The sequence below is a fragment of the Plantactinospora sp. B6F1 genome (genome assembly GCF_040120695.1).
Lineage (GTDB): Bacteria > Actinomycetota > Actinomycetes > Mycobacteriales > Micromonosporaceae > Plantactinospora.
Window position 1 is genome coordinate 13,837 of sequence record NZ_JBEEAC010000011.1, and the last position, 18,397, is coordinate 32,233.

General features: G+C 71.4%; 11 protein-coding genes. 8 read left to right on the forward strand and 3 right to left on the reverse strand.

Going from position 1 to position 18,397, the window contains the following annotated elements:
- The first annotated feature begins 20 nt into the window (after positions 1–20).
- The gene (locus ABNF97_RS16275; RefSeq protein WP_349339015.1) at positions 21–1,733 is read left to right on the forward strand and encodes an amylo-alpha-1,6-glucosidase; all 1,713 of its coding nucleotides are present in this window, start codon (positions 21–23) and stop codon (positions 1,731–1,733) included.
- Here the strand turns inward: ABNF97_RS16275 and ABNF97_RS16280 are convergent.
- Positions 1,720–2,757, reverse strand: a complete 1,038-nt coding sequence (locus tag ABNF97_RS16280; protein ID WP_130463700.1) for a substrate-binding domain-containing protein — start codon at positions 2,755–2,757, stop codon at positions 1,720–1,722. The two genes, ABNF97_RS16275 and ABNF97_RS16280, sit on opposite strands and share 14 nt — an antisense overlap.
- Before the next feature lie 274 nt (positions 2,758–3,031).
- On the opposite strand from ABNF97_RS16280, the gene ABNF97_RS16285 reads away from it, so the two are divergent.
- Positions 3,032–4,507, forward strand: coding sequence for an arabinofuranosidase catalytic domain-containing protein (locus ABNF97_RS16285; RefSeq protein WP_349339016.1), 1,476 nt, complete (start codon positions 3,032–3,034; stop codon positions 4,505–4,507).
- 193 nt (positions 4,508–4,700) lie between these two features.
- Here the strand turns inward: ABNF97_RS16285 and ABNF97_RS16290 are convergent, their stop codons facing one another.
- Positions 4,701–5,993, reverse strand: coding sequence for a hydrolytic protein (locus ABNF97_RS16290; protein ID WP_130463702.1), 1,293 nt, complete (start codon positions 5,991–5,993; stop codon positions 4,701–4,703).
- A 205-nt stretch (positions 5,994–6,198) separates the two neighbouring features.
- Between ABNF97_RS16290 and ABNF97_RS16295 the strand changes: the two genes are divergently transcribed.
- The 5 genes from ABNF97_RS16295 (at position 6,199) to ABNF97_RS16315 (ending at position 15,340) form a co-directional block, all read left to right on the forward strand.
- The gene (locus ABNF97_RS16295) at positions 6,199–6,822 is read left to right on the forward strand and encodes a helix-turn-helix transcriptional regulator (RefSeq protein ID WP_349339017.1); all 624 of its coding nucleotides are present in this window, start codon (positions 6,199–6,201) and stop codon (positions 6,820–6,822) included.
- A gap of 183 nt (positions 6,823–7,005) precedes the next feature.
- Positions 7,006–10,047, forward strand: coding sequence for a hypothetical protein (locus tag ABNF97_RS16300; protein WP_349339018.1), 3,042 nt, complete (start codon positions 7,006–7,008; stop codon positions 10,045–10,047).
- 20 nt (positions 10,048–10,067) lie between these two features.
- Positions 10,068–10,751, forward strand: a complete 684-nt coding sequence (locus ABNF97_RS16305; RefSeq protein ID WP_130463705.1) for a Pvc16 family protein — start codon at positions 10,068–10,070, stop codon at positions 10,749–10,751.
- Positions 10,748–12,898 carry an ATP-binding protein gene (locus ABNF97_RS16310; RefSeq protein ID WP_349339019.1) on the forward strand — a complete coding sequence of 717 codons (2,151 nt, stop codon included), beginning with the start codon at positions 10,748–10,750 and terminating at the stop codon, positions 12,896–12,898. The genes ABNF97_RS16305 and ABNF97_RS16310 overlap by 4 nt, the downstream gene beginning before the upstream one ends.
- Entirely contained in the window at positions 12,899–15,340 is a 2,442-nt protein-coding gene (locus ABNF97_RS16315; RefSeq protein WP_349339020.1) for an eCIS core domain-containing protein, read from the forward strand.
- A gap of 273 nt (positions 15,341–15,613) precedes the next feature.
- On the opposite strand, the gene ABNF97_RS16320 is transcribed toward ABNF97_RS16315, so the two are convergent.
- On the reverse strand, positions 15,614–16,558 hold the full coding sequence (locus ABNF97_RS16320) for an alpha/beta hydrolase fold domain-containing protein (protein WP_130463707.1): 945 nt from the start codon (positions 16,556–16,558) through the stop codon (positions 15,614–15,616).
- A 240-nt stretch (positions 16,559–16,798) separates the two neighbouring features.
- On the opposite strand from ABNF97_RS16320, the gene ABNF97_RS16325 reads away from it, so the two are divergent.
- Complete coding sequence (locus ABNF97_RS16325; RefSeq protein ID WP_130463708.1) at positions 16,799–18,346, forward strand: phage tail sheath subtilisin-like domain-containing protein; 1,548 nt, start codon at positions 16,799–16,801, stop codon at positions 18,344–18,346.
- The last annotated feature ends 51 nt before the right edge of the window (positions 18,347–18,397 follow it).

An 18,397-nucleotide genomic window follows, 5' to 3' on the forward strand; every position in this document is an offset into this window, starting at 1 on the left:
CAGAAAGGCACCCGCCACCCATGACCGTCGCCCCGTCCGGTCCCGAGTTCCCCATCCAGGACATCCCCTTCAGCTACCGCGGATCCTGGTTCAACATCTCCCCGGTGGTAGCCGAGAAGACGTACGCCGACGACCTGCACCTGGTCTCCCACCAGACCGGGATGCACCCCGTACTGCGCCTCACACCCGCGGTCGCCGGCACCACGGTCGTCGCCACGCCCGCGCTGCTGACCTGGCGCAACGGAGTAGACCGGATCGAAGCCGTCTACGACGGGACGGACACCCTGCGGATCCGGGGCCGACGGCTCGGCCTGCGGGTAGCCGCGGTCGCGAGCACCCTCACCCCGTTCAGCGGCACCTACCTGTACCTCGACCCGGTCGACGGGTCACACGTGTTCACCTCGTACGAGACCGGTCGCCGCTACCGCATCACGGTGCTCACCGGTCCTCTCCAGCGGACCGACGGCGTGGAGGCCCTGGGCACCGTTGACCGGGCCGTGGAACTCGGCGGCGACCAGCCATGGGAAATCGCGATCGAAGAGTTCACCACCGCGCGCCGCCCGTACGCCGGCTCCGTCACCTTCGACCAGCTGTGCCGCCACCGGAGCGCGGAGTTCACCGCGTTCGTCGACGCGATCGCACCATGGCGCGGCGCGGACACCCCGGCCGCCGAGCTGGCCGCGTACGTACTGTGGTCTGCCACCGTCGCTCCGGCGGGCTTCGTCACCCGCCCGGCCGTGCTGATGTCCAAGCACTGGATGGACAAGGTGTGGAGCTGGGACCACTGCTTCAACGCGATCGCCCTGGCCGCCGGCGAACCGGAGCTGGCCTGGCACCAGTTCCAGCTGCCCTTCGACCACCAGGACGAGGCCGGCGCCCTACCCGACTCGATCACTCACTCCGAGGTCCTACACAACTACGTCAAGCCCCCCATCCACGGCTGGGCCCTACGACACCTGCGCCAACGCCTTCCCCAGACACCAGACCGGGCGGCGCTGGCGCAGACGTACGACCGGCTTGCCCGCTGGACCCGGTTCTGGCTCGACGCGCGCCGAAGCCCCGGCCACAACCTGCCCCACTACCAGCACGGCAACGACAGCGGCTGGGACAACGCGACCACCTTCGACGTCGACCGGGTCCTCCAGACGGCCGACCTCGCCGCGTTCCTGGTCTCGCAGCTTCGCTGCCTCGCGGACCTCGCCACCGAGCTGGGTGAGCCCGCCGACCAGTGGTCTCGGGAGGCCGACCGGATCAATGGCGCCATGCTGCGGGACCTGTGGGACGGCGAACGCTTCACCGCCCGCAACCCCCACACCGGGCGGCGGAGGGTCAGCCGCAGCCTGCTCGATCTGATGCCGGTCGCACTCGGGGCCGACCTGCCCGCCCCGGTCGCCGCCGCACTGGCTCGGGGCGTCGAAACCCACCTGACCACGCATGGACTGGCCACCGAGCCGACGGACTCGGCCCACTACGTTGCCGACGGCTACTGGCGTGGTCCGATCTGGGCGCCCTCCACCGTCCTGGTCGAGGACGGCCTGCGGCGGGCCGGCCAGAGCCGGATGGCCGACAACATCAGTCGACGGTTCCTCGCGCTGTGTGAGAAGTCCGGGTTCGCGGAGAACTTCGACGCCGAAACCGGTGCCGGGCTCAGGGATCGCGCGTACACCTGGACCGCCAGCAGCTACCTCATCCTCGCGGCCGCGCAGGAGGAACGGCGAGTCACGGGTGGGTAGCCGGATCGACTCGGCGGACCCGGACCGGACCGGTGCTGGAGCGCAACGAGATGGGCGGGCTGTACAGGCGGTGGCGGGGCACGGCGCCGGGCGCGGCGATGATCCCCAGCAGCAGCGACACCGCCTCGGCACCCATCTCGACCATCGGGACATCCGCGGCGGTCAACGGCGGGCGGAAATCCTCCGCCCAGTGCTGGGCGGCGACCCCGGTGACGGAGAAGTCACCCGGCACGGACAGTCCGGCGCCGGTCAGTGCACGCTGCATCCCGGGCAGCGCGGCCTCGTTGATTGTCGCCACCGCCGTGACGTCCGGATGCATCGCGAGCAACTGTTCCACGCACGCCTCGCCGGAGGCCGTGTCGTCACCGCAGCAGACCTCCACACCGGTCAGCCCTCGCTCCGCCGCAGCCGCCCGGAAACCAGCAAGCGCTCGATGGCTGGGGCCGTAACCCGCGGCCACCAACTCGGCGGAGCGGTTCACGAGTGCCACATGCCGGTGCCCCAAATCGGCCAGGTGGTGCACGCACCGGGCGATCAGCCCAGCGTAGTCGATGTCGATCCAGCTCATGCCGTGCGGCTCGGCGGTCCGCCCGATCGTGACGAACGGCAGACCGGCCCTGGACAACCGAGTCACCCGGTCGTCCTCCAGTCGGATCTCCATCAGGACCACACCGTCCACCCGGCGCCCGGTGACGATCCGCTCGAACGACCGGTCATGGTCGCCACCGGACGGCGACAGCAGCACATCGAGGTCATGCCGAGCAGCCGCCTCGACGACGCTGGCGACGAAGCCCAACTGCATGTCAGTCAACCGTTGGCTCGCCGGAGGAATCACCAACCCGAGGGTGCGGGTACGGCCCTCCTTCAACGCGCGGGCGCTGGCGTTCGGCCGGTAGTCCAGCTCATCGATGACCGCCTGGATCCGCTGCCGGGTCGCCTCCGACACGGCCCGCTTCCCGCTCAGCACGTAGGACACGGTGCTGCGGGACACGCCCGCCCGGCGGGCGATCTCCCCGATGTTCATACACCGCCCTCGAATCGATTCTTTTCCCGGCACGGGGCGGGCGCACCATGCTTCGCTGACGAGCATATCCGTCCTGGATCTGGCCCTCGGACCAGTACTGGCCCTGCCATTGCTTGCTCATGCACAACCGGCCCCTGGCGAGCTTCGAGCCGAAGACGCATGCGCGACAGGTAGCGCGTAAACATAGACGACTGTTAATGTCATAGGTATGACGTATCACCATAGTTGGACCCGCCACCGCCATACCAGACCCCCAACGGACCGGACGGATCCAATGAATGTGAAGAGAAGGCCGAGCCGCCTCATGGCGGCTGCGGGGGCCCTGTTGATCCTCGTCGTCGGCGCTGGGGCCTACGTGGTCTCGGACGCGCCGGGGCGCGCCCGCGCCGCCGGCACGGGACCGTGTGACATCTACGCCTCGGGTGGTACACCGTGCGTGGCCGCCCACAGCACCACCCGGGCACTCTACGGCGCGTACAACGGCCCGCTCTACCAGGTCCGACGCTCCTCGGACAACACCACCCGCGACGTCGGCGTGCTGAGCGCCGGGGCCTACGCCGACGCCGCAACCCAGGACTCGTTCTGCGCCAACACCAGCTGCGTCATCACCGTCATCTACGACCAGTCCGGCCGGAACAACCGCCTCACCCAGGCGCCCCCCGGCTACTGGCCCGGTCCCGCCCCCGGCGGATGGGACAACCTCGCCGACGCGAAGGCGGCCCCGATCACGATCGGGGGTCAGAAGGCGTACGGCGTCTACATCGCGCCCGGCACCGGCTACCGCAACAACAACACCAACGGCGTCGCGACCGGCGACCAACCCGAGGGCATCTACGCCGTCGTCGATGGCACCCACCACAACGAGTGGTGCTGCTTCGACTACGGCAACGCGCAGACGGATGGCCAGGCCGACTCCCCCGCCATCATGGAGACCGTCTACTTCGGCGCCAACAAGCAGTGGGGCTACGGGGCCGGCAACGGCCCCTGGATCATGGCCGACCTGGAGTGGGGACTGTTCTCCGGAGTGAACGCGGGATACAACAACCTCCCGCCCGTCAACCACCGTTTCGTTACGGCCATTGTCAAGGGCGAGCCGAACCACTGGGCGATCCGGGGCGGAAATGCACAGTCGGGCGGCCTGACGACCATGTTCGACGGGCCGCGCCCCAACGGCTACCACCCGATGAAGAAGGAAGGGGCCATCCTGCTCGGTATCGGCGGCGACAACAGCGTCTCGGGCCGCGGCACCTTCTTCGAAGGTGTGTTGACCTCCGGTTACCCGTCGGAGGCCACCGAGAACGCCGTACAGGCCAACATCGTCGCCGCCGGATACGCGCCGGCAGCCGGCGGCAACCCGCAACAGAACGTCCAGATCGTCGGCGGTCAGTCCGGCCGCTGCATCGATGTACCGAACGGCAGCACCACCAACGGCACCCAGACGCAGCTGTGGGACTGCACCGGCGGCACGCCCCAGCGCTGGACCTACACCGCCGCCGGGCAACTGCAGGTGTACGGCAACAAATGCCTCGACGCCAGCGGTGCAGGCACCAGCAACGGCACCCAGGCGATCATCTGGGACTGCCACGGCGGCACGAACCAAAGGTGGAACATCAACACCAACGGCACCATCACCAGCGCGGAGTCCGGACTCTGTTTGGACGCCAACGGCGCCTCGGCAGCGAACGGCACCAAGCTCATCCTTTGGGCGTGCAACGGGCAGCAGAACCAGCAGTGGTCGATCCGAAACTGATCAGATGGCACCAGCAGGTTGATAGGAATGGCCGAGCCGCCAGGACCGGACGCCGCAACGGGGACATGACGATCTCGACCATGGTGCTCAGGACGTTCTTGGGCCAGTCGACGAACCGGCCGGCGAAGCCCTGATCGGCGAAGACGTGCCGGATCGGAGTGGCCGCGCCGCAAGCGTCGGCCGGTACGCCTCGTCAGGAGCCCGTCCCGGCGGACCGTGCGAGGGTGCCGTTGAGGTAGAGCCCTTCCTGGCAGGTCCTCGGCGCGGGAGCGCCGACCGGGGTGCCCGGTCGCCGGCAGACGACGGTGAGGGTCACCCGGGCCCCGGCCGTAACCCTGATCGGGGTGACCGAGTGGTAGTCCTGGTTACGGAAGTTCTCCAGCCCGTAGGTGACCACCCGGACGTCGTCGGCGGTGACGGTCAGGGTCCCGGTGTCTCCCTGCGGGTTGTCGACCAGGAAATCGGTGATCAGGAGCACCCGGCCGCGGGGCACGGTGTAGCTGCGCGACGCCGTACCTCCGCGGTTGGTCCGCAGCACCAGCGAGGTGGCGAACTCTCCGCCCCGGCTGGTGGCGTCGCTACTGCCGGCGGTCGACGGTGGCGGCGTCGGTGCGGCAGGGGCCGCCGCCCGTTCCTGTTCAATCGCGTCCCGCGCCGCCGCACCGGCGGCCTCGCTCGCCGCCTCCTCCGCTTCGGTCGCGACCTGCGCCACGCCCTCGTCGACGGCCTCCCGGGCCGCAGACGTCACCGCCGGACGCAGCAGCCCGAACCAGAGGGCGAGCAGAAGCAGCAGCAACGCCAGCAGCACCGCCAGCATTTTGAGCAGCCAGGCGGAGAGGACAGGCTGCTGCACCAGTGTGCCGTCCAGGGTGACGGCCCGGCCCGACGCATCGCCCAGCACTGCCCGGAACGGCAGATGCCTTGGAGTGCCCCGCCAGAGCAGCCGCCGTGCCCGTACGCCGAGGACGGCCGCGTACCGCTCGCCCGCCGCCAGGGTCGTCGTCCTCGGCCGGGGCGCGAAGCGTAGCTCTTCGGCACCGTCGACCGCGGTGACGGTCAGCGTCTCTTCGACGTTGCCGCCGTTGACTCCGGCGAGATGGTAGCGAGCGCCGAGCCGCGCCCGGCGCACCTGCGGCCGTAGTTCCGCGCTCACCTCGGAGAACGGCGCGATGGTCAGCACGGCTTCCTCGACCGTGGCGGTCTGCGGCGTCTCGGACGGCACCACCCGTACGCCGTACGGCAGCTCCCCCGCACGGACCTCCGAGGACCGGGGCGGCCGAACGGTGAGCGTGACGGTCTCGCTCGCGCCGGGATAGAGGGAGACCCTCGGTGGGTCGAACGTCGCCCAGGTGCTCGGCATGCCGACCACGTCGAGGTCGTACCCCTCGACGACGTCACCCGAGTTCCGGACCATCACCGGGATGTCGACGCTTTCGCCCGGCACGACCACCGTCGGAGTCTCCACCAGGCCCAACGAGATGCTCATGTCCCCGACCGTAGGCGGGACGGGACCGGCCCGGACCGGCCGCCGGGGTACCGGCGCGGGCAGATCCGCTGCCCGTTAGGTCCACGTTAGGTGCCCGCGAAGTCCCGTCCGGCATCCTCAGCCGTATCGCCGTACGCATCGGCGCGGCGGCACCGTCCGGACCGGACGCCCCGGACAGGGCGTCGAGCAGTGCTGGGAGGCTGGAGTGCACCGTGTCACGGTTAGCGTCCACGCGGAGGACCCGATCTCGCGGCTCGGGGTGGAGACTCAGCTCCGTTTCCGGCCGGACCTGTTGGTGGTCGAGCCGGGCCGGGAGACATCCGAGAGCGTCGCGCTGGTGGTCATCGACTCTCTCGACGAGTCGGCCGCCCGGCTGCTACGCCAACTGCACCGGGCCTGCCGAGCCAAACTGGTGCTGGTGCCGGCCAGCATCGACGATGCCGGGTTGTCTCTCGCGGTGGAGCACGGCGTGGTGGGAGTGGTCCGCCGGACCGAGGCAAGCGCGGAACGGCTCAGCCACACCGTCCTGGCCGTCGCCCGCGGCGAGGGCGCGCTCCCCGCCGACCTGCTCGGTCGGCTCATGGCCCAGGTGGGCCGACTCCAGCGGCAGATACTCGAACCGCGCGGCCTCACCCTGCTGGGCTTGAGCACTCGCGAGGTGGACGTGCTGCGGCTGGTCGCGGACGGGTTCGACACCCGGGAGATCGCCAGCAAGCTCTCCTATTCCGAGCGGACCGTGAAGAACGTACTGCACGGCGTCACCAGCCGGCTGCAACTGCGCAACCGGGCGCACGCCGTCGCCTACGCCCTGCGCAACGGGTTGATCTGACAACCCGCCCAACTTGATCTGACAACCGAGCGGCGCCGCCGGACGCCGGTTGCCTGAACGGGCCGGCACCGTTGCCCCCGACTCTGCCTTCCGGTCCGCACCGGTCGGCCGGAGACCGTCGGACGATGGTGGTGGCTGGCCCGCTGGTCACCTCCATCCCACCGCACGCCCGATGAGGTCCACTTGCGACGTCCGATCGGATTCCCCGCCGTACTGACCGTGCTGGCCGTGCTGCTCGTCGGCGCGCTGCCGCCCGTCGCCGGGTTCGTCGGCCAGGGCCGGGCCGCGTCCGCGCCGGCTCCGACGGCAGCGCCCGGCCCGGCGCCGAACCCTGCGGTGAGTCAGCGGATCGCGTACGCCGGCACCGGGCACCGCAGCCTCGGAATCGTTCGGGGTACGGGATCAGCGGCGACTGCGGCGCCTCTCTTCGAGTCCGGGCCCGACCATTTCGACGACGAGGTTTCGGCTCGCGGGTCGGCGATGACCTGGGTAAGTCGACGCGACGAACGCACCACCGAGGTGTACCTGCGCCGGGGCACGGCCCCGGTGCTCCGGGTCACCCGGAACTCGACCGACGAGTCCCGGCCGGTGCTCTCCCCGGACGGCGCGCGGATCGCGTACAGCTCGCCGGCCGGCCGGGACGACGGCGGGCACGACATCTACGTGGTCGACATCGACGGCGGCGGCAGCCGACGGGTAACCGACGGGACCGGCGACAACACCTGGCCGACCTGGGCACCGGACGGCAACACGCTGGCCTTCGCCGGTCGGCGCGGCGGCGACGCGCTTCCGCAGATCCACCGGGTGCCCGTCGACGGCGGGCCGATCACCAGGGTCACCGCCGAACCCACCGGGGCCGCCGAACCGGCATGGGACCCGAACCCGACGCACCGACGCATCGCCTACACCGTCGGTCCGGCCGAGCCACATCCCGAGGTGTGGCTCGCCGCGCCGGACGGCGCCGGCCGGGTCCGGATGCTGCGGCCCGGCTGGCAGGCCCGGGAGCCGGCGTGGACGGCCGACGGGGCGACCGTGGCGTTCGTGAGTCGTACCCTGCCGGACGGCGAAACGGTCGGGAGCGTCGACCGGATCTACTCGGTGCTGGTCCGGGAGGATCCGTGCGCGTGCGTGGTGGTGCCGCGGCTCGCCGAGGACCGCGACGTCAGCCATCCCACCTGGTATGCCGCCCCGGGCGCGGGCACCGAATCGCTGCTGGTCGCCCGGACCAGCGCCCCGGACCGGACCACCGCCACCCTGCAGGACATCCGTCCGGACGGGGTGGATCCCCGCGACCTGCGCGTGCCGGTGCTGCGCGAGGATCCCGGGGCCACCACCGACTCCCGACTACTCTGGGAGCCGGTCGACGGCGATCCGTGGTTCGAGCGGCAGGCGTACTCGCCCGACGGGCAGCGGATCGCGGTCAGCCGGTTCGAGACGGTCGACGGCGTCCGGACCGAACGGATCTGGATCGTGGACGCCGACGGCGGCGGGCCACGGCCGCTGCCGATCGCCGGGCGGGCGCGCGGTGATCGAGAGACGGACCCGGCCTGGTCGCCGGACGGCACCCGGCTCGCGCTGGTCCGCAGCTCGCCCGGTGACGGGCCCGAGGCGCCGCGCACACCTTCCCGGATCGAGGTGGTCGACGTCGACACCGGGCGGCGGCTGCTGGACCTGCCGGTCCCGGACGCCCTGGCCGGACTCGACGACACCCAGCCGGCCTGGTCGCCCGACGGCACCCGGCTGGCCTTCACCCGGGGCACCTACCGGGGCGACGTGTCGACCCACATCTGGACCGCCAACGCCACGGACGGGCTCGACCAGGCGGACCTGACCGCCGCGATCTGCGGCAGCGGCTGCCCGGTCGTCGACGACAGCGCCGCCTTCTCCCCGGACGGCACCCGGCTGGTCTTCAACCGGGAAGCCGACGGACTGGTCCTGGTCGACCTGGACGGCAACCGGTGCCGGCTGGTGCTGCCCGGCGGCGGTTCCTGCGCCCTTCCGGTGCCGGACCGCGAGGACGGTCCGCACCAGCCGCGGGACGTCGCCTGGTCGCCGGACGGCGAGCGGCTCGCCTTCTCGGCGCGGCGGGCCGAGGACAACAACTCGCCCGAGGCGCTGTGGAGCTACGACCTCGGCGACGGCAGCGTCCGGCCGCTGACCGGGCACCTGCCGGGACGGCAGAAGGAACCGAGTTGGCAGCGCCGCTTCGACATCGCCACCGCCGTGTCGGCACCCGCGCCCGGCACCACGGTGGGCGGCCGGACCTCGCTGCGGCTCGCCGTCACCGACCAGGGGCCGACGCCCGCCGACGACGTCCGGGGCAGCCTCGACGTTCCGCCCGGGCTCTCCGTGACCGGCCTCGACACCCCGGTCGGCGAGTGCGTACTCGCCACCCTGAGCTGCGCGCTGGGCCGCCTCGGCGTGGGGCGCACCGTCGAGATCGGGGTCGACCTGGTGGGCACCGCCCCGGGTGACTTCGCACTGAACTGGTCGGTCGAGGCCGACCCGATCGACACGGATCCGTCGGACAACCGCGCGGCGACCACGGTACGGATCGTTCCCGCGCCGCCGGGCAGCCCGGCCGACCCGGCGTTGACCCTCTCCCTCGACCCGCAGCCGGGGTACGTCGGCGGCACCGTCACCGTCAGGTACACGGTGCGCAACGCGGGCGGGACAACCGCGACCGGTCTGCGGGTCCGGCCCGGACTGCCCGGCGGGGTACCGGTCGGCGGCGCCCTGGCCAGCTGCCCGACCGACGGCTGCCCGGTGCCGGACCTCGCCCCGGGCGCTGCCGCCACCGTCACCGGAACGCTCGCCCCGGGCACGGCGCTGCGCACGACCGTCCAGGGCACCGTCAGCACCACCGGCGGCAACGCCGACCCGGACAACGACACCGCGCGCGGGCCGCTGCGGGTGCTCGCGCCACGGATCGTGGCGGTGCCGCCGATCGGGCCGCCCGGGTTCGTCGCCTCGATCCGGGGCGTGGACTTTCCGCCCGGCCGGCCGCTGCGGCTCTCCTGGGACCTTGGGATCACCGCCGCCGCCCCGCCGGTGCGGCCGGCGGCCGACGGCAGTTTCACGGCCCAGTTGCTGGTGCTGCCGAAGGACCGGCTGGGCGGCCGGCAGGCGGTGGCCACCGGCACCGGATTCCGTCCGGTGCGCACACCGTTCCTGGTGGTGTTGCCGGCCCAGCAACCACCCGGACTGCTGCACCGGCGTTGGTGACGAGAAATGGGGGCGGACGCGTGATACACGAAATCGACGAGGGACTGCGCGGTCTGGTCGTGGACGAGATGCTGGCGGACACCGGGGTGGACGTGTCGTTCGACCCGCCCACCCGGCAGTGGGCTGCCCGGCGCAACGCACCGACGGTGAACCTGTTTCTCTACGACATCCGGGAGGACCGGTCGCGGAACTTCCAGGGTCGGATCGCCGAGCGCGACGCCGCGGACCGGACGGTTGCCTGGCACGAGTCGCCGCACTTCTTCGCGCTGTCCTACCTGGTCACCGTCTGGACCAATCGGCCCACGGACGAGCACCGGCTACTCGCCGCACTGCTGGCCGGGCTGGTCCGGTACGACGAACTGCCGGCCGCACGGCTGACCGGCTCGCTGGCGGCGCTGCGCCTGGCGGTGCCGATGGCGGTCGCCGCGCCACCCGGCGAGGGGCGGGCGCTGGCCGACGTGTGGACCGCGCTCGGTGGAGAACTCAAACCCTCGTTGGACCTGGTGGTCGTCGCACCGGTGTCGACCCGCCGGATCGTGGCCGCGCCGCCGGTGCGGGAACGGATGGTCCTGGTCAGCGACACCGCCGGGCGCCTGGCGAGCCTTCGCAGCCGCACCGCCGCACCGCGCCGCCGGGACGACGACCGGGACGGGGCGGAGCGGGTCGGTGCCGGTCCGGGCGCCGGACAGGACGACCGGCGGTGAGCGACGCGGACGGCATGGCGTACCTGTGGGACCGGCTCGGGCTGGTCGCGGCCCGGATGGATCGACTGGTCGCCGAACGCCGCCGGGACGATCCCCGGCCGGACGACCCGTTCCGGGGCCTGTACCTCGCGGCGGACGACGTCGACCGTCTGCTGGCCCGGTCGCCCGGACCGGAGCCGGTGGATCCGGCCGAGGCGCGGGCGCGGGCAGCGGCGGAGGAACGGGCGGACCGGGCCACCGAAGCCGGGACCGAGCCGAGGCTGCGACGGTTGGCAGACGCCTTCGGGCTCACCGGACTGGACGTGGAGGTGCTGCTCGTCGCGATGCTCCCCGACGTCGAACCCCGGTACGAGCGGCTCTACGGCTACCTCAACGACGACGTCAGCCGGCGCCGGGCGACCGTGGGGCTGGTCCTGGAGTTGTGCGGAAGACCGCCGGGCGACGCCGCCGGCCGGTCCCGGTTCACCGGATCCGCGCCGCTGGTCGCCGACGGGCTGCTGCTGGTCGAGCAGCCGGATCAGCCGTACCTGTCCCGTTCGCTGCGGGTGCCCGACCGGGTGGCCGCGCACCTGCTCGGCGACGACACCCTGGACGCCCGGCTGGCCGGAGTGTCCTGGCCGGCGGAGGACCACGCCGCCGCGGAACCGCCCGGCGGCGTGCCGGACGGGTCGGAGCGGAGCCGGACCGCCGAGCGGCTCGGCGCCGCGCTGCGCTCCGGGGTGCGCCTGGGCTACCTGCGGGAGCGCCCCGGCGGCGCCGCCGAAGACCTGGCCGTGACGGCGCTGGTCCGGGCCGGCTGGTCGGTGCTCCGGCTCGACCTGGAGGCGCTGGCCGCCGACCCCGCCCCCGCCGAGGCGCTGGCCGCGACGGTACGGGAGGCCCGACTGCGTGGTGCCGGCCTGGTCGCCGGCCCGGTGCAGGCGCTCGATCCGGTCGGGCGGCCGGAGCACGCCCGGCTGCTGCGCCGGGTCGCCGACCAGCCGGTGCCGGTGCTGCTCACCGGGTCGGCCGAGTGGGATCCACACTGGACGTGGCGGGCACCGCTGCTGGTCACCGCCCCGCCGCTGGACGAGCGGGGCCGGGCCCGGCTGTGGCGAACGGCCGGTGGGGCACGGGACGCGGACCGCCCCGCCGGTTGGTTCGAGGGCGTGGACCCGACGCGCGAGTTGGCGCCGTACCTGCTCGGCCCGGACCAGGTGCGGCGGGCCGCGCAGGCCGCCGACCAGCTGGCCCTCTTCGCCGGCGCCGACCGGGTCGACTCCGGCCACCTGCGCGCCGGGGTACGCGGGCAGAACGCCGGCGGCCTGGCCCGGCTGGCCCGGCGGATCGAACCCGGCGTCGGCTGGGCCGACCTGGTGCTCCCCGGTCCGGTCCACGACCAGCTGCGCGAGCTGGCACTCCGGGTGCGGTACCGGGACCGGGTGCTGGGCCACTGGCGGATGCGCCCCGGCGGCGGGCGGGGCCGGGGCGTGCTGGCGCTGTTCGCCGGCGACTCCGGCACCGGCAAGACCATGTCGGCGGAGGTGGTCGCCGCCGACCTCGGTCTGGACCTGTACGTCGTGGACCTCTCCACGGTCGTGGACAAGTACGTCGGCCAGACGGAGAAGAACCTCGAACGGATCTTCACCGAGGCGGCCGGGATCAACGGCCTGCTCCTGTTCGACGAGGCGGACGCGATCTTCGGCAAGCGGTCCGAGGTCAACGACGCGCACGACCGCTATGCCAACCTGGAGAGCGCCTACCTGCTGCAACGGATGGAGTCCTTCGACGGCGTCGCGGTGCTGACCACGAACCTGCGGGCCAACCTGGACGAGGCGTTCACCCGGCGACTCGACCTGATCGTCGACTTCGCGATGCCGGACGCGGCGCAGCGGCGGGCGCTCTGGGACCACTGCCTCGGCACCGAACTGCCCCGCGACGATGACCTGGACCTGGATTTCTGCGCCGGCAACTTCGAGTTGTCCGGTGGCAGCATCCGGGCCTGCGTGGTGACCGCGGCTTACCTGGCGGCGGAGGCGGGTCGACCGGTACGGATGGCGGACCTGGTCGGCGCGGTGCAGCGGGAGTACCGCAAGCTCGGCCGGCTGCTGCTGGAGAGCGAGTTCGGCGGGCACCGACCGCGCGGGGAGCCCCTACACGTCCGCTGAATGAGCAGCTTCCAGCAGCGGCTCCGCTCGAATGTCCTCGTCGGTGCCGACGCCATCCCCGGGCTGGCACAACGCTTCCTCGTCGAGGTCTTGCGAGATCACTTCGTTGCCCGGTTGGCCGGCCTCCGGGCAACAGGCGTTGCCCTTAAGGCTCTTATGGACTGGTCGAATCCGGAGGAAAATCTGATGGGTGCCTGTTCACCGAGCTGGGGAGGGTCCATGCACGCGCACGATCAACCCGGTGCACGGCAGCGCCCGACCCCACCGGGGCGGACTGTGCACCGTGCCGACGCCGATCGACTTTCCCCCGCCCACCCGGCGGATCCGGGTCGGCTGCTGGCGTTGCAGCGGTTGGCCGGTAACTCCGCGGTCGGACGGCTCGTCGCGTCGTGGACGGGCGGCAGCGTGCAGCGGGACCAAAGCCATGATCCGGCCGCCGATGCGACTCGGGCCTCGGTGGATGCCGTCGTGCGCAGTGCGGGTGAGCCGCTGGCGCCGGCCGTGCGGGCCGACATGGAGGCGGTGACCGGCCACGATCAGTCTGCGGTCCGCATCCACCGGGACGCCGCGGCGCACCATGCCGCAAAGTCGTTGGGGGCAAACGCGTTCACCACCGGTACGCACATCGCGTTCCAGCAAGGGCGCTACGATCCCACGTCCGGCGAGGGACGCCGGATGCTGCGGCACGAACTGGAGCACGTCAACCAGCAAAGCCGCGGTTCGGTGGAAGGCACCGACATGGGCAACGGTATATCGGTCAGCCATCCCTCGGACCGCCACGAGCGGGCCGCGGTAAAGGCAGCTGATTCGATGCCCGCTCAACGCGTTGTGGACGGGACTGCGCCGGCTACCGAGCCGGCGGTGCCAGCCCAACGGATCGCCGTCCAGCGCGATGTCGGCTTCGAGTTCGAGGCTGGTGGTAATGAAACGAGCACATCGGTGTACAACACTCCGATCACAACCGCTGATTTAGCAGGAGTGGGGGACATCCCGACGTACGATAATCCACCGTCGTCTTCTTCTTCCGATGCCCTGCCTACCGATGCCGAGTTAGGACCACTGGGCGACGTTCCGCCACCGGCCCGACAGGGGCCCCCGCCCCGCGGCCGTACGACCCAGTTCGAGCCGCGTCATCCCCCTGCCGAGCATGACCGGATGCGCGCCCTACGCAAGCACGAGAGAATCCTGACGGGGCAGGGCTTCCACGTCGAGGCCGATGAGTCGTTGGCTGGCTCCGATCTGGAGTTCGTGGTTGGGCACGTGCCCGAAACCGACGCCGGGCGGGAACAGCTGGTGCAAGTCATGAACAACATCCTGGCCATCGCCAATCTCCTGGTTCCCGAGGGCATCCATCGGGCAACCGACGTGGCTGTGGGCGGTACCACGGCCGCATCCTTCACCGGTGGTTACGCGGTGGTGGGCCGCGTCGGGCAGCTAGGGGCGAAGCCACAGGTCACGGCCGGTCTGCGGCTTGACCGGCTGGATGAGCTGATGGGCTACATCGCCAATCCCGTACCGTCCGGGCAACCCGCCCCCACCGTGGCGTCCGCTGCCAACGCGCAGCAGCGCGCTTTCGTCGACCTGAACAGCATGGACGACATTAACCGGATCATGAATAAGACCGTCGCGCACACCGCCGCCGCGATCGCAAGCCTCCGTGCCCGGCCAGACGTTCCGAACGATTTCGGCAGCCCAGAGTTGCGCGGTCTGCTCAATCTGGTGGTGTCCTACCTCATCGAGGCCGGGCGAGGGGTCTCGATGCCGTTCGCGAAGTCGATCGCGCCGATGCTCGCCCGCACCGACCTGGCAGCGATCTTCCAAACCCTGCCGCCGGCCGAGAAGACATTCCTCAGCGCGGAGTACGGCCAGGAATTCGTCGACCTTGTGTTCAGTGGAGGTCGCATCGGCGGGGGTCCCGACGAGCCGGTCATCAAGGGCGGCATCAGCCAGGCCAACCGGCCGGCAAGAGCCTTCGACCACGTCACCAGGGACCTTTGGCTCCGCGAGCTCACGGACTCCACCGACATCCTTTCTCCCCATGGCTACCAGGAAATCTTCCCGGAGCCCGAAGTCGGACAGGCCAGGTACACTGATCTTGAGTCGATGGGGGCATTCGGTGAACGGATGGATCGGGTCGGGCCCTCGGCGGATCTACGTGCCCCGATCCTGGAACTACGCAGGATGCGCGACCTCGCACACGTCGCCGAATGGCCGACGGTGGCGCTGGCTGTCTTTGATTTGGTCAGGGCGCTCAACGCCAACGAGGCGCTGAACTACGACCCCAGCTACGTGGCGCCCCCAGCACCCGCGCCGAGCGCCCCGTCGGGCCCCCCATCAGGCCCCCCGACCGGTGGCCCCGCACCGGGTCATGACAGCGACCCGCCACCCAAGACGGGCAAGCGGCAACGCTTCAAGGAATCGTGGAAGAAGAGATTCGGATAAGCCCGCGTCAGCGGCGCAGCGTGACTGAGGCGGCTCGCTTCGCCTCTCGCCCAAGGGCCGGCGAATGTTCGGGAGCCGAACTGCCGAGGGTGGATGCCGCTTTCGGGTAAGGGAACACCCCGGGCGTTCCGGCCCGGGGCGTTGCCATACTCGCGATCAGCGCGGCGACGTCCCGCAGGAACGCCTGCCCAACGGCCGACTCGAAGGTCAAACCGGACCCGGTTGAAGGGACTGCTGCTCAGGCATTGCCGGCGGCCACGACGCGAATCAGGCTCAGGCCACCCTCAGTGCCCGCTTGAGGAAGATGACCGCCTGGGTGATGGCCGCCTCGGCCGCCTCGGTGCCGCGCAGCCCGTCGAGCATCACGAAGTCGTGGACGATGCCCTGGTACCGGGTCGCCGAGACCGGGACCCCGGCCGCCCGCAGCCGGTGGGCGTACGCCTCGCCCTCGTCGCGGAGCACGTCGGCCTCGGCCGTGATCACGAGTGCCGGCGGCAGCCCGGCGAGCTGCCCGAGATCCGCCCGCAGCGGCGAGGCGGTCACCTCGGCCCGGACCGCCTCGTCCGGCGCGTACTGGTCCCAGTACCAGCGCATCGTGTCGCGGCGCAGATGGAAGCCCTCGGCAAAGGTGCGGTACGACGGGGTCTCGAACCGCGCGTCGGTAACCGGGTAGAAGAGCACCTGCCCGACCGGTCTCGGGCCGGCGTGCCGCTTCGCCAGCAGGGTCACCGCGGCGGCCAGGTTGGCGCCCACCGAGTCGCCGGCCACGACCACCAGTTGGCCGTCGAGGTCCGCCGCCCCGGACCCGGCGAGCCAGCACAGCACCGCGTAGCACTCCTGCACCGCCAGCGGATAACGCGCCTCGGGCGAGAGGCTGTAGTGCGGAAAGACCACCGCCGCGCCGGTGCCGACGGCCAGCTCCCGGATCAGCCGGTCGTGGGTGTGGCAGTCGCCGAAGACCCAACCGGCGCCGTGCAGGTAGAGGATCACCGGCAACCGGCCGATGGCGCCCGCCGGCCGGACGATCCGGATCGGCACCGCACGGGCCGGATCCGCACCTACGGTCCGATCCTCCAGATCCGCGTCGGGCCTGGCGAGGTTTCCGGACTGGAGTTCGGCGAGGAACCGCCGGCCCCGCTCCGGGCCCAACTGGTGCAGGTACGGCGGGCTCGCGGTCGCCTCGACGAACCGCCGGGCGGCGGGCTCCAGCACGATCATCCGAGCACTCCGGGAATCCGGGCCGCGAGCGCGGCGGGAAAGGCCGAGGTGTCCCTCGGGTACGCGGAGTCTTCCGGCACCGGTCCACACAGACATCCGCCATTTGACGGTGCCCGCCCGGAACTGCCCCATCGGGTAGCAACGGCTTCCCCCGTGCCCGCCCGTCGGGTCGTGGTTCCCGGTCCCGCACCGCCACAGACTGTTCTCACGGATCGCTGTCGTGCCCGAGGGAGTCTTTCCATGCCGTCGTACCTGTCACCCGGGGTGTACGTGGAGGAGGTGCCGAGCGGCTCACGCCCGATCGAGGGGGTGGGTACCGCCGTCGCCGCCTTCGTGGGCTTCGCCGCCAGGGGTCCGTTCAACACCGCGACCCTGGTGACCAACTGGAGCCAGTTCGTCCAGACGTTCGGAGAGATGGTCGAAGACGCCTATCTGGCCCACGCGGTGTACGGCTACTTCGCCAACGGTGGCGGCGCCTGCTACGTGGTCCGGGTCGGTGCCCCGGACGCGCCGAACGGCGGGAGCGCGGCGGAGCGGACGCTCACCGGGCCGCCGGTGCCGCTCGGCACCTTCACCGTCCGGGCGCTGCCCGACTCCGGCGACACCGGCGACCTCACCGTGGAGGTGGCCGACATCGAGGGTGACTCCGTGCCGGAGGACCGGTTCAGGCTGGTGGTTCGGCAGGGTCGCACGGAACGGGAGACGTTCGACGTCTCCGCGAAGCGGAACACCAAGGCGTACGTGGTCAACCAGGTACGGGAGCGGTCGCGGCTGATCGCAGTCGAGGAGGCGGCACCGGCGAACGCGCTGGCCCGGCCGGAGAAGCAGTCGGTGGCCGTACCGCCGGCACCGGCCGACGGCACCGGCCTGCCCGCCCGGGTCTCCGCCGACGACTACGTCGGCGACCCGGATGCCCGGACCGGCTTCGGCGGGCTGGAGGTGATCGACGAGATCACCATGGTCGCGGTGCCCGATCTGATGAGCGCGTACCAGCAGGGGCGGATCGGCCTCGACGACGTCAAGGCGGTCCAGTTGGCGGTCGTCTCGCATTGCGAGCAGTTGGGCGACCGGATGGCGATCCTCGATCCGCCGCCGGAGCTGACCGCACGCCAGGTGCTGACCTGGCGGCAGCAGGAGGCGGGATACGACTCGCGGTTCGCCGCCCTCTACTACCCGTGGATCAAGGTGTTCGACCCGACGAGCGGGCAGCACCGGTTCCTCCCGCCGAGCGGACACGTCGCCGGGCTGTGGTCGCGCACCGACGCGGAGCGCGGGGTCCACAAGGCACCCGCGAACGACGTGCTCCGGGGGGTGGTCGAGGTGCAGAACACGGTGACGAAGGGCGAGCAGGACCTGCTCAACCCGGTGGGGGTGAACTGCATCCGCGCCTTTCCGGGCCGGGGAATCCGGGTGTGGGGTGCCCGGACTCTCTCCTCGGACCCCTCCTGGCGCTACATCAACGTCCGCCGGCTGTTCAACTACCTTGAGGAGTCGATCCTGCTCGGTACCCAGTGGGCGGTCTTCGAACCGAACGACGAACGGCTCTGGGGCACGATCCGGCGCAACATCGCCGCGTTTCTCACCGAGGAGTGGCGCGGCGGGGCGCTGTTCGGCGGCACCGCCGCCGAGGCCTTCTACGTCAAGTGCGACCGGGAGACCAACCCGCCGGAGTCCGTCGACCGCGGTCGGGTGGTCTGCGAGGTCGGGGTCTCCCCGGTGAAGCCGGCCGAGTTCGTCGTCTTCCGGCTGTCCCAGTACTCCGACAGCAGCAGCCTCGTCTCGGAATGACCCAAAGGACATTTTCCACGGTGGACAGCAGTGCGGCGACAGGGAGAGGAC